The 12271-nt window shown below is 65.8% G+C and carries 11 protein-coding genes; 6 read left to right on the top strand and 5 right to left on the bottom strand.

Annotation, left to right across the window (positions count from 1 at the left end):
• Position 1 precedes the first annotated feature (1 nt).
• The 4 genes from MWU77_RS18320 to MWU77_RS18305 all read right to left on the bottom strand — a co-directional run bounded on the left by MWU77_RS18320 (position 2) and on the right by MWU77_RS18305 (position 5028).
• Entirely contained in the window at positions 2 to 388 is a 387-nt protein-coding gene (locus MWU77_RS18320) for a DUF732 domain-containing protein (RefSeq protein WP_247274425.1), read from the bottom strand.
• A 50-nt stretch (positions 389 to 438) separates the two neighbouring features.
• Positions 439 to 2787, bottom strand: coding sequence for an ATP-binding domain-containing protein (locus MWU77_RS18315; protein ID WP_374229907.1), 2349 nt, complete (start codon positions 2785 to 2787; stop codon positions 439 to 441).
• Positions 2788 to 2908: 121 nt separating this feature from the next.
• Positions 2909 to 3934, bottom strand: coding sequence for a DoxX family protein (locus MWU77_RS18310; protein WP_206039506.1), 1026 nt, complete (start codon positions 3932 to 3934; stop codon positions 2909 to 2911).
• Positions 3935 to 4338: 404 nt separating this feature from the next.
• Entirely contained in the window at positions 4339 to 5028 is a 690-nt protein-coding gene (locus tag MWU77_RS18305; protein WP_247274424.1) for an MBL fold metallo-hydrolase, read from the bottom strand.
• A 126-nt stretch (positions 5029 to 5154) separates the two neighbouring features.
• Between MWU77_RS18305 and uvrA the strand changes: the two genes are divergently transcribed.
• On the top strand, positions 5155 to 8088 hold the full coding sequence (gene uvrA, locus MWU77_RS18300; RefSeq protein WP_169686733.1) for an excinuclease ABC subunit UvrA: 2934 nt from the start codon (positions 5155 to 5157) through the stop codon (positions 8086 to 8088).
• A 27-nt stretch (positions 8089 to 8115) separates the two neighbouring features.
• On the opposite strand, the gene MWU77_RS18295 is transcribed toward uvrA, so the two are convergent.
• Complete coding sequence (locus MWU77_RS18295; protein WP_169686735.1) at positions 8116 to 8481, bottom strand: DUF1844 domain-containing protein; 366 nt, start codon at positions 8479 to 8481, stop codon at positions 8116 to 8118.
• 396 nt (positions 8482 to 8877) lie between these two features.
• Here MWU77_RS18295 and infC point away from each other — a divergent pair, with 396 nt between their 5' ends.
• The 5 genes from infC (at position 8878) to pheS (ending at position 12241) form a co-directional block, all read left to right on the top strand.
• Complete coding sequence (infC, locus tag MWU77_RS18290) at positions 8878 to 9531, top strand: translation initiation factor IF-3 (protein ID WP_247274519.1); 654 nt, start codon at positions 8878 to 8880, stop codon at positions 9529 to 9531.
• A gap of 68 nt (positions 9532 to 9599) precedes the next feature.
• Positions 9600 to 9794, top strand: a complete 195-nt coding sequence (rpmI, locus tag MWU77_RS18285; RefSeq protein WP_169686737.1) for a 50S ribosomal protein L35 — start codon at positions 9600 to 9602, stop codon at positions 9792 to 9794.
• Between the two features lie 63 nt (positions 9795 to 9857).
• Positions 9858 to 10238, top strand: coding sequence for a 50S ribosomal protein L20 (gene rplT / locus MWU77_RS18280; RefSeq protein WP_169686739.1), 381 nt, complete (start codon positions 9858 to 9860; stop codon positions 10236 to 10238).
• A gap of 38 nt (positions 10239 to 10276) precedes the next feature.
• On the top strand, positions 10277 to 11089 hold the full coding sequence (locus tag MWU77_RS18275; protein WP_169686741.1) for an RNA methyltransferase: 813 nt from the start codon (positions 10277 to 10279) through the stop codon (positions 11087 to 11089).
• Positions 11090 to 11170: 81 nt separating this feature from the next.
• Positions 11171 to 12241, top strand: coding sequence for a phenylalanine--tRNA ligase subunit alpha (gene pheS, locus MWU77_RS18270; RefSeq protein ID WP_169686743.1), 1071 nt, complete (start codon positions 11171 to 11173; stop codon positions 12239 to 12241).
• Positions 12242 to 12271 lie beyond the last annotated feature (30 nt).

The raw sequence follows: 12271 nt of genomic DNA, 5'->3' as shown, positions 1-12271 counted from the left end.
GTCAGCAGAACTTCTCGCGCGTGATCATGATGTAATGCCGGGCGGCGTCGTCGCCCGGCATCGTCGTCTCCGAGACCGTCGCGGCATACGCCGCGATCGGTCGGACCATCCCGATCACCTCGTCCTCCGGAGCGCCGGATGCCAGTCGACTGCACACCCCTCGGCCCACGGCGAGCAGTGTCTCGTCGGGTACGCCGGCTGCCAACCCGGAGTCGGCCAACGCATTCTTGAACCGAAGGGCATGCGCATCGAGTAACGGCGCCTTCTGCTCCGGACGGGCAGTCGTCGTCGAGGTCGTGGCGGCGGCGTGTGCGTGTTCCACGTGATCGGGGGAGTCGGCACACGAGGCCGCCGCGGCGACGAACCCCGCCAGCACCGCCAGCACCATCGGCCGAGCTACTCGACGGCCGACCTCCCGGGGCGACGATCGCCCACGGATCAGCACGGCGCCGGATTCTCCGCCGCGTCACTCGCCCCGACCGAGGTCGCGAGCCCGCCGAGTACCTGTGGGAGTGGTGCAGTGTGGACCACCCCGAGGCGCTGGGTCGCGCGCGTCAACGCCACATACAGGTCGTTGAGTCCGCGCGGAGATTCCTCCTGGATCTCGGCCGGCTCGACGAGCACCACTGAATCGAATTCGAGTCCCTTCACATCCTTGACGGTTGCCACCCGCACCGACTCCGAGGCCAGGTGCGCCCATTCGTGCACCAGGCGCGGCGGAACGATCACCGCCGTGAGGCCGGGGCCGACCTCGGCATCGAGGGCCTCGCGGACCACGTCGACGAGGTGATTCCGATCGACTTGGCGTGCCCAGGGCTCGAATCCGGAATCGCGCACCGAGCGAGGCGGAACCTGGTCGGGATCGATCTCGGCGAGCACGTCGTGCGCGATTCGCATGATCTCGGCGGGTGTCCGATAGTTGACCGTCAGCTCTGCCTTGCGCCACCGGTTCTTCACGTAGGGCTCCAGGATGCGGTGCCACGACGAGGTTCCGGCAGGGTCACCTGTTTGAGCGGTGTCTCCCACCAGGGTCATCCACCGGTTCGGGATCCGGCGCATCAGCATGCGCCACGCCATGGCCGACAGTTCCTGCGCCTCATCGACGATCATGTGCCCGTAGGTCCAGGTGCGGTCACCCGCCGCTCGCTCGGCCGTGGTCCGGTGCTGCTTCATATCCTGACGCTCGGCGAGTTGCGACGCATCGATCAGGTCGTATGCCATCAACAGTTCGGGATCGAGTTCGTCCTCCAGATCCTGTGGCGCCGAACCGGTGAGGATGTCCAATGCACCTTGGGCGTCGGCGATCTGCCTTCGCCACCGTTTGGCGGCCCCTTCGCGTTCTGCCGCATCGTCGATGCCCAGCAGTTCGGCGAGCTCGTCGAGCAATGGCGCGTCCGCGGCACTGAAACCGGCGTGCGGACCTGGGCGATGGAGGGCGTCGATCTGCGCTTCGGTGAGACCGGGGGCGGCTGTGGTCAGACGCTTCTTCGACGCCAGCAGGTCTGACAGCACGCGTTGCGGTGACAGTGTCGGCCACAGTGCATCGATTGCGGTCACGATGTGGGGATCGGACCGCATCTCCGAGCGGATGTCGTCGATGTCGTCGCGGCTCAGGAGATTACCGCCATTGACGAGATCCGCTCCGATGAGCTCCGCCATCTGATCGGCGAGCGCTTCGATGACAGCGGAGACGAAGATGGGCCGTGCCAGATTGTGGGGGCGACGGGACGACCGCGCGCGGCCTCGGGCGCGCGTGACGATCTTGCGGTCGAGCGTGAGTCGATAGGTGTCGAAGGTGAGGGGCACGGGCTTCGGTGGCACTTCCTGCCGGTCGCGGACCGCCGTCTTCAGGATGTCCACCATGTCGAGGGAGCCTTTGATCGCACCGGCCTCGAAGCCGTCGTCGAGGGTGGCCGTGACCCCGGGATAGAGGTCGCCGACAGTGGACAGCAGCACGCCGGTTTCGCCGAGGGACGGAAGCACCTGACCGATGTAGTCGAGGAACGTCGAGTTGGGCCCGACGATGAGCACACCACTCTTGGCGAGTTGTTTGCGGTAGGTGTACAGAAGATAGGCGGCGCGATGCAGAGCGACCGCGGTCTTGCCGGTGCCGGGCCCGCCTTGAACCACGAGCACGCTCTTGTGCTCGGAGCGGATGATCGCGTCCTGTTCCGATTGAATGGTCGCGACGATGTCGTGCATCTGCCCCGTGCGGGCTGCGTTGAGCGCGTCGAGGAGCGCAGACTCACCGGCCATGCCACCTGCGGAGCTGACGCTCGCGTGCTCGCGTGCAGTGTCGAGGTCGAGGTACTCGTCGTTGAGGGCACTCACGGTGCGGTTGCGGCTGCGGATGTGTCGGCGCAGTACCACCCCCTCCGGTGCTGCGGGTGTGGCCAGATAGAAGGGTCTGGCGAGAGGAGCGCGCCAGTCGAGCAACAACGATTCGTAGTCGTTGTCCTCGTCGAGGATGCCGATGCGTCCGACGTACCGCGCTTCTATGCTCTTGCTGTCACCGTCCGGATCGCCGTTGTGTGCTGATTCACGGACGTCGACGCGGCCGAAACACAGTCCGTGTTCGGCCGCGTCGTACTTGGCGAGATCCTCGGTGTACATCTGGGTGAACGATTCACGCTCGCTACGCGCCTGGGGGGTGCCGCCCGTCTCCAGTAGCACTCGCTTCAAGCGCGTGCCGGTGTACTCCCGCAGCGCGTCGAGGTGTGTGTACAACATCGACAGGTAGCGCTGCTCGTGCTCGAGGTCGGGATGGGGCGCGCCATCATCCGGCACATGAACTCCTCGGGTTGGAACGATTCGAACGCGCAGGCACGTCGAGGAAAGTGTCCAAGGAGTCTAGTTCGGCGGGCGCCGGTGTGCAGAAATCTCGGTGTGTCAGCCGAGGCTCCGGTCGCTATCCGAGTTTCTTCTGAAGCGTCTTCTCGGCCTTCGCTCGCGCTTTCTCTGCCTTCGTCCGCGCCTTCTCCGCGCGTGCTTGTGCCCGGTGCGCGTTCTCGAGCGCTTTCGCGTTCAGTTCCGAGGTTCGTTCCTCGGCCAGATGCGCCAGTTCGGTCCCTCGATCGCGGGTTGTCTCCCACAATTTCGAGCCGCGCCGACGCGCGACCTCGGCGTACCCGGGGGCGCGGTTTCGTGCACGTTCGAGCAGTTCGCTGCTGCGATCCTTTGCGGCGTCCGTGAGCTCAGGGGTGTGCTCCCTGGCTGCGTCGATAAGCTCGGCGCCGCGTTCACGCGCGACCGAGGCGAGCTCAGGACCTCGCTCACGGGCAACCCCCAGGATCTCCGTTCCGCGCTCGCGCGCTACCTCGGCGAGTTCGGGTGCACGTTCCTTGGCCTTCTCGAGGAGAGCGCTTCCCTGCTGGCTCGCGTCATCGGTGAGCGATTTCACTCGCTCGGAAACAGTGTGCAGGGCGTCGCCGGTCGCATGGTCCGACGTCGATCCGGGCAAGGCTGCCACAACGGCTTCCTGGGCATGACGCGCGGCGCGCCTGCCTCGCCAGCCGAGTGACGGCTTGCCTTCGGTATCGACGGATGCGAGGAGCAGTCCACCGAGTAGACCAACGTTCTTGAGGAACTGTGTGCGGTGCTGGGCGCGTGCGGCTGGGTCGTCGTAATTCCAGAAATCGTGGCCGGCGATGGTGGTCGGGACAACGGAGCCTGCCAAGGCCAGGGCAGAGATCCGGGGCCACTTGCCGATGGCGAGAAGCGCGCCGGCTCCGATCTGGACCGCGGCGTTGATCTGCACCAAGGTCTCCGGATTGCTGGGTAGCCGGTCGGTCACCGAATCGGGTGCGACGCCGAGCATCTGGTCCAGCCCTGTCTGGGCCGCGGTGGCCTTCGGGGTGGGATTGCGCAGGGCATCGACTCCTCCTGCGATGAAGATGGATGCGAGCATCGGGCGAGCAATCCTTCGGACGATCATGTGCAGCCTCTTTCTCCGCGGTCGCTTGTTTCAGACCCTGCCATGTGTACCCGGATCGGGTCGGAAGTATGCGAGATCTTGCTGCCGGATGTGCTCTCACCGAATTTCGGATAGGACGGAATCGCAGAATATATCGAACAAATGTCGGTGGGTGACTACTCGCCGCCCCCCGACGGCCTCGCTCATGATCCCGGTCCGCGTCTCCCGCCGGTCATCCTCGAATCGATGAAGCGACACGGATGGACAGGCGGGAGACACGCGTTGCGCTTCCGTGAACGCGCGGAGGTGGAGTGCTGGCACCGATATGTGCGTATGCGGTTGTGCTCCTGCAGGATCCGGGATCGGGCAGACGGGTCGACTCAGGATGTCCGGCGGTGATCGTCTCGGAGGCTACCCCTGCGACGTCACCAGCCGCGCTCACGCCACTGTTGCAGATGCGGACGCTCGGCTCCGAGCGTGGTGTCCTTGCCGTGGCCGGGGTAGATCACCGTGTCGTCACCGAACCGTCCGAAGAGCTTCGCCTCGACATCGTCGAGCAGTGAAGTGAACTTCTCTGTGTCGGCGGTCTTTCCGATCCCACCGGGGAAAAGGCAGTCGCCGGTGAACACGTGATGACGTCCGGTACCGGCCTCCTCGAGCACGAGTGCGATCGAACCGGGGGTGTGCCCGGACAAGTGCAGCACCTCGAGGTCGAGCTCGCCGATCCGGATGGTGTCGCCCTCTTCGAGGAGACGATCCGGGGTCACCGGCAGCGGTTCGGCGTCGAGCGGGTGCGCAGCGGTCGGTACCTTCGTGGCGGCGGCGACCTGCTCCAGCCCTTGCCAATGGTCCCAGTGCTGATGCGTGGTGAGGATGAGTTCGAGATTCGGCGCGTGCTCGGCAAGATAGGGCACGAGCAGGTCCGGTTCGTTGGCTGCGTCGATGAACAGCGATTTGCCGGTTCGGGTGTCGGTGATGAGGTAGGTGTTGTTGTCCATCTGGCCGACCGAGAGCTTGACGATGGTGGCACCGGGGATGCTGCGTCGCTGCGCGGGGCCGCCTGGGGAGACCTCGCCGGTGTAGTGGTCATCGATGATGAGGGGCTGCTGCGTCATGTGCCGCACGTTACCTCTGCGCCGCATCGCCCGAGGTCGAGTGGTCGCAGACCGGAACGTGTCGGTGCACGCGCCTACGATGGGCAAGGGCCCGAATGCGGCCTTGTCGACAAGGAAGGAACTGGCGTGGCGGATCGCCTGATCGTACGAGGGGCGCGCGAACACAACCTGCGCGGTGTCGACCTGGATTTGCCGCGCGACAGCCTCATCGTGTTCACCGGCCTCTCCGGGTCGGGTAAGTCGAGCCTTGCATTCGACACGATTTTCGCGGAGGGCCAGCGCCGCTATGTCGAGTCGCTGTCCGCGTATGCGCGGCAGTTCCTCGGCCAGATGGACAAGCCGGATGTCGACTTCATCGAGGGGCTTTCGCCTGCGGTGTCGATCGACCAGAAATCGACCAACCGGAACCCCCGTTCCACTGTCGGCACCATCACCGAGGTCTACGACTACCTCCGACTGCTGTATGCGCGTGCCGGTACCCCGCATTGCCCCGTGTGCGGCGAGAAGATCGCCCGCCAGTCGCCGCAGCAGATCGTCGACCAGGTTCTCGAAATGGAAGCCGGCCTGCGCTTCCAGATCCTCGCTCCCGTGGTCCGGACCAGGAAAGGCGAGTTCGTCGACCTGTTCGAGCACCTCACCCTGCAGGGCTACTCCCGGGTCCGGGTGGACGGGGTGGTGTACCCGCTCTCCGAGCCGCCCAAGCTCAAGAAGCAGGAAAAGCACGATATCGAGGTTGTCGTCGACCGTCTTGCGGTGAAGCCCTCCGCCAAGCAGCGTCTCACCGATTCCATCGAGACCGCGTTGCGCCTCGCGGAAGGCATCGTCGTCCTCGACTTCGTCGACCGCGACGAGGACGCCCCCGATCGTGAACGTCGCTTCTCCGAATCGCTGGCCTGCCCGAACGCGCACCCCCTCGCGATCGACGACCTCGAGCCGCGCTCGTTCTCCTTCAACTCTCCGTACGGTGCGTGCCCCGACTGCGCCGGCCTCGGCGTACGTAAAGAGGTCGATACCGACCTGGTGGTACCCGACCCGGACCGCAGCCTTGCCGACGGCGCGATCGCGCCCTGGTCGATGGGGCAGAGTTCCGAATATTTCACCCGTCTGCTGACCGGACTGGCCGACGTCATGGGCTTCGACATCGACACACCGTGGAAGAAGCTGCCCGCAAAGGTTCGTAAGGCGGTACTCGAGGGCAGTACCGAGCAGGTGCACGTCCGCTACAAGAACCGTTACGGCCGCGTCCGCTCCTACTACGCCGAATTCGAAGGCGTGATGCCGTTCCTGCATCGCCGCATGGAGCAGACCGAGTCGGAACAGATGAAGGAACGCTACGACGGGTACATGCGCGACATTCCGTGCCCGACGTGTAGCGGCACCCGGCTACGACCCGAGATCCTGGCGGTCACGATCACCGCGGACGACCTCGGCGCCAAGTCGATCGCCGAGGTGTGCGAGCTGTCGATCGCCGAGTGCGCCGACTTCCTGAACAGCCTCACCCTCGGGCCCCGGGAGGCGGCGATCGCCGGCCAGGTCCTCAAGGAGGTGCAGGCACGTCTCGGGTTCCTGCTCGACGTGGGTCTCGATTACCTCACCCTCGCTCGAGCGGCCGCTACCCTGTCCGGTGGCGAAGCTCAACGTATCCGGCTCGCTACCCAGATCGGCTCAGGTCTCGTCGGTGTCCTCTACGTACTCGACGAGCCGTCCATCGGTCTACATCAGCGCGACAACCGTCGATTGATCGATACTCTCACCCGGCTGCGCGATCTCGGAAACACCCTGATCGTCGTGGAACACGACGAGGACACCATCCGCGCGTCGGACTGGGTGGTCGATATCGGACCGCGCGCCGGGGAGCACGGTGGGCAGGTCGTCCATAGCGGCACCTACAAAGGGCTTCTCGACAACTCCGCGTCCATCACCGGCGCGTTCCTGTCGGGTCGCGAATCGATTCCCGTTCCACTCGTGCGCCGACCCGCGGACCCGAAACGTCAGGTCACCGTGATCGGTGCCAGGGAGAACAACCTCCGTGAGATCGACGTCGCATTCCCGCTGGGGGTACTCACCTGCGTGACCGGCGTGTCGGGCTCCGGCAAATCGACGCTCGTCAACGAGATTCTCGCGACGGTGATGGCCAACAAGCTCAACCGTGCGCGGCAGGTGCCCGGTCGGCATACCCGCATCAATGGCCTCGATCAGCTCGACAAGCTCGTGCAGGTCGACCAGTCACCGATCGGGCGGACACCGCGGTCGAACCCCGCGACCTACACCGGAGTGTTCGACAAGATCCGCACCCTCTTCGCTGCGACCACCGAGGCGAAGGTACGCGGTTATCAGCCGGGACGTTTCTCGTTCAATGTCAAGGGCGGCCGTTGCGAAGCGTGCTCGGGCGACGGCACCCTCAAGATCGAGATGAACTTCCTCCCCGATGTGTACGTGCCGTGCGAGGTATGCCATGGCGCCCGCTACAACCGGGAAACGCTCGAGGTGCATTACAAGGGCAAGACGATCGCTGAGGTGCTCGACATGTCGATCGAGGAGGCAGCCGGGTTCTTCGAGCCGGTCACCTCGATCCACCGCTACCTTGCGACCCTCGTCGAGGTGGGTCTCGGATACGTCCGACTGGGCCAGCCGGCGACGACGTTGTCCGGTGGTGAGGCTCAACGCGTCAAACTCGCCGCCGAACTGCAGAAACGTTCCAACGGACGAACCGCCTACATCCTCGATGAGCCGACTACCGGTCTGCACTTCGACGACATCCGGAAGTTGCTCGGCGTCATCAACGGTCTCGTCGACAAGGGCAACACGGTCATCGTCATCGAACACAATCTCGATGTGATCAAGACATCGGACTGGATCATCGACATGGGCCCGGAAGGTGGATCGGGCGGCGGCACCGTAGTTGCGGAGGGCACCCCCGAGGACGTTGCGGCAGTCGAGCGCAGTTACACCGGTCGATTCCTTGCGGAATCTCTCGCCGAGTCCGCTCCGGCCCCGCAGAAGAAGCCCGCTCGTCCCGCCCGCAAGCGTGCGCCACGGAAGAAGGCCGCCGCCGGCTGAGCAAGCGGGACGAGCACGCGCCGAACGTCAGTAGACGGGGCCGGTGTATTTTTCGCCGGGGCCCTGACCGGGTGAATCGGGCACCGAGGACGCTTCGCGGAAGGCTTTCTGAAGCGCCTGTAGGCCCTCACGGATCGGACCGGCGTGCGGGCCGAGGTATTCCACCGAGGCAGTGACCAGCCCGGCGAGGGCCGTGATCACGCGGCGTGCCTCATCGAGGTCCAGGCGGTCGCTCGCGTCGGGATCGTCGTCGGCGAGGCCCAGCTTCTCCGCGGCGGAGCTCATCAGCATCACCGCAGCGCGGCTGATCACCTCGACTGCGGGAATGTCGGCGAGGTCGCGAATATCTGCGGGCTGATCATCGTGGCGGGGGGCATCGGGGGTGTCGGTCATGTCCTCGAGGATCCCACCAGCGCAGCGGTGCTCGTGTTCCGGGTGCGTGCTCCGAGGTCCGATTCGGCGCCGACGTGCATCTTTTGTTAGACTGATCGCCACGACCGCCTGCGCGTACCCGCGCGGGCAGCAAGTGGAGTCCGACTCCCACCTCTGGCCGCGTGTTTCTTGCGGCGCAGTGGTCCGGTCCTTCGAGCGTTACGGCGCTCGGAGAGTCCATGCCCTCGAGGGTATGGAACGTTGGTCGCGGCGGTGCCGCGTCGCGTCGACCGGTCGGTACGGACCCCGCCAGGTGTATCAGCACTGCAGCGGGGTTTTTTCGTCGAGGAATCGCCGGGCCCCGCGTGCTGCGGTGCGGTCAGCAAGACCACACCGCATTTCTACCTAGGAGGCCCCATCAGCGCTGAGACCCGCATCAACGAACGCATCCGTGTTCCCGAGGTCCGACTCGTCGGACCGGGTGGTGAACAGGTCGGAATCGTGCGTGTCGAAGATGCACTCCGCCTGGCCATCGAAGCCGACCTCGACCTCGTCGAGGTGGCCCCCGACGCCCGCCCGCCGGTCTGCAAGATCATGGACTACGGCAAGTTCAAGTACGAAGCCGCGCAGAAGGCGCGCGAATCGCGCAAGAACCAGCAGCTGACCGTGATCAAGGAGCAGAAGCTCCGCCCCAAGATCGACGACCACGACTACGAGACCAAGAAGAAGAACGTCGTTCGCTTCCTCGAGGCCGGCTCGAAGGTCAAAGTGACCATCATGTTCCGCGGTCGTGAGCAGTCGCGGCCCGAACTCGGATTCCGTCTGTTGCAGCGTCTCGGCGCCGATGTCGCCGACCTGGGATTCATCGAGACGTCCGCGAAGCAGGACGGCCGCAACATGACGATGGTCCTGGCCCCGCACAAGGGAGCGAAGACCCGCGCCAAGGCTCAGGAAGCCGCGCACGCCGCTCCGGCCAAGTCTTCCCGGCCTGCCCCCGCGGCACCTGCAGAACCCGCCGCACCTGCGGCGCAGGAGCAGCAGGGTCAATCGGGACAGGCACAGACCAGCTAGCCGCTCCGGCAGCACATCCGGTGCTGCGCGCGAGCACCGATGTATCCACGACAAGAACTGAGGACTCCATGCCCAAGTCGAAGACCCACAGCGGCACCGCAAAGCGTTTCAAGGTGTCCGGTAGCGGAAAGATCCTGCGCCAGAAGGCCGGTCGCCGCCACCTGCTCGAGCACAAGTCCTCGCGTGTCACGCGTCGCCTCGACGGGACCGCCGTCGTCTCGCCCGCCGACGCGCCGCGCATCAAGCGCCTGCTCGACATCTGAGCCTTCCCGACCGATCATCCCGGGGGCCGAGTACCAGCCCCCCGAACCTGACAGGACATATCAGTGGCACGCGTGAAGAGGGCCGTCAACGCCCAGAAGAAGCGCCGTTCGATTCTCGAGGCCTCCAAGGGCTACCGCGGGCAGCGCTCGCGTCTGTACCGCAAGGCCAAGGAACAGCAGCTTCACTCGCTGACCTACGCCTACCGCGACCGTCGCGCGCGCAAGGGCGACTTCCGCAAGCTGTGGATCACCCGTATCAACGCTGCGGCCCGCGCGAACGACATCACCTACAACCGGTTCATCCAGGGCCTCAAGGCTGCCGGTGTCGAGGTCGACCGCAAGATCCTTGCTGAGCTTGCCGTCTCCGACGCCGAGGCATTTGCCGGCTTGGTGGCTGTTGCGAAGGCTGCGCTGCCCGCCGACGTCAACGCTCCGGCTGCCTGAGCGCGACGCTGAACGAGAATCCAGCACAGGAACGGCCCGTGGACCCGCTCACCGAGCGCACCCCACGGGTCGTTTCTGCTGTCAAATTGCTCCGCGCCGCTGAGCGGCGTAGAACCGGACGCTTCCTCGCGGAAGGTGAGAACTCGGTCACCGCGGCCCTCGCCACGGGGGTGGTGCACGACATATTCGTGACCGAAGGCGCCGCCGAGCGCTACCGGGATCTCGTCACCACCGCGCAGAACCGCGGCATCCGCGTGGGCCTCGTGACCGACCGCGCCGGCGGGCGACTGTCCGACACCGTCTCACCGCCGGGACTCGTCGCGGTGTGTGACACCCTCGACGTGCCCCTCGACTCGGCGCTCGACTCCGGGGCGCGGTTGCTCGCGATCCCGGTCGAGATGGGGGAGCCCGGCAACGCAGGGACCCTCATCCGCGTCGCCGACGCTGTCGGTGCCGACGCGGTGATCCTCGCTGGAGACAGCGTCGATCCGCACAACGGAAAATGCGTGCGCTCCTCGGCAGGCAGCGTGTTCCATCTGCCGCTCGTGAGAGAACGCGACACCACCCGCGTGCTCGACGCGGTGACCGCCGCAGGAGTTCGGGTCCTCGCGACCGCGGCCGACGGTGAGGTCGATCTCGACGAGGCCGACGAACTGCTCGCAGGTCCCACCGCTTGGCTCTTCGGCAGTGAAGCCCACGGGTTGCCGCCCGAGGTCGCCGCCCGCGCCGATCATCGGGTGCGCATTCCGATCCGCGGTCGTGCCGAGTCCCTCAACCTCGCGACCGCCGCCGCGATCTGCATGTATGCAAGTGCCAGGGTGCAGCATCGGTCGGCTACGCGCTTAACCTAGGATTTCTACGGTGCAGCCTTGCTGTACCCGCTTCACCCACCGACGAAGAACCGTTCGCCCCAAGAAGGAGTTGCACCGGTCGTGGCCAAGAAAGAGGGCGGCACTCCGCCGGCAGTCGATCCCCGAGCGCTGACCGAGGACGCCCTCGCGGCGGCACAGAAAGCGGCCCTCGAAGGATTCGGTGCGGCCCGCAACCTCGACGAACTCGCCCAGGCGAAGATCGCGCACCTGGGGGACAAGGCGCCTATCTCGTTGGCGAAGCGTGCGCTCGGCTCCCTGCCCGGTCCCGAACGCGCCGACGCCGGGAAACGCGTCAACGTCCACCGCACCGCAGTGCAGGCTGCCTTCGACTCGCGTCGCGAAGAACTGCAGGCGCAGCGCGACGCCGCGGTGCTCGTCGCCGAGTCGATCGACGTGACCCTCCCCGCGACCCGCCGTGCGCTCGGCGCGCGACATCCCATCACCATCATCTCCGAACAGGTCTCCGACGTGTTCGTTGCGATGGGCTGGGAGATCGCCGAGGGGCCCGAAGTCGAAACCGAGCACTACAACTTCGACGCACTGAACTTCTTGCCCGACCACCCGGCCCGGACGATGCAGGACACGTTTCACATCGCCCCCGAAGGGTCGAGGCAGGTGTTGCGCACGCACACCTCCCCGGTGCAGGTCCGCACGATGCTCAGCCGGGACATCCCGATATACGTGGTGTGCCCCGGGCGTACCTTCCGCACGGACGAACTCGACGCTACCCACACCCCGGTGTTCTCGCAGATCGAGGGACTCGCGGTCGACAAGGGCCTGACCATGGCGCACCTCAAGGGCACACTCGACGCCTTCGCCCGTGCCCTGTTCGGTCCGGAGACCACTACTCGGATGCGGCCGAACTACTTCCCGTTCACCGAACCGTCCGCCGAGGTCGACGTGTGGTTCCCGAACAAGAAGGGTGGCGCAGGCTGGGTCGAGTGGGGCGGCTGCGGAATGGTCAACCCCAATGTGCTCCGCGCGAGCGGTATCGACCCCGATGTGTACGGCGGATTCGCGTTCGGCATGGGCCTCGAACGCACCCTGCAGTTCCGCAACGGTATCTCCGACATGCGCGACATCGTCGAAGGCGACATCCGCTTCACCCTTCCCTTCGGGGTGCAGGGCTGACGCCCTGACCCGTGACCGACGGGATCCGGC

The organism is Rhodococcus sp. F64268 (assembly GCF_023015605.1).
Lineage (GTDB): Bacteria > Actinomycetota > Actinomycetes > Mycobacteriales > Mycobacteriaceae > Rhodococcus.
The sequence above is the reverse complement of the archived record's forward strand: the minus strand, read 5'-3'. Positions and strand labels throughout refer to the sequence as shown.

What these genes read in the sequence shown, in the direction of transcription:
- MWU77_RS18305 (WP_247274424.1), bottom strand. Translation starts at nt 5,028, where the DNA reads ATGACGCAGCAGCCCCTCATCATCGATGACCACTACACCGGCGAGGTC.
- rpmI (WP_169686737.1), top strand. Translation starts at nt 9,600, where the DNA reads ATGCCCAAGTCGAAGACCCACAGCGGCACCGCAAAGCGTTTCAAGGTG.
- MWU77_RS18295 (WP_169686735.1), bottom strand. Translation starts at nt 8,481, where the DNA reads ATGACCGACACCCCCGATGCCCCCCGCCACGATGATCAGCCCGCAGAT.
- MWU77_RS18320 (WP_247274425.1), bottom strand. Translation starts at nt 388, where the DNA reads ATGGTGCTGGCGGTGCTGGCGGGGTTCGTCGCCGCGGCGGCCTCGTGT.
- MWU77_RS18310 (WP_206039506.1), bottom strand. Translation starts at nt 3,934, where the DNA reads ATGATCGTCCGAAGGATTGCTCGCCCGATGCTCGCATCCATCTTCATC.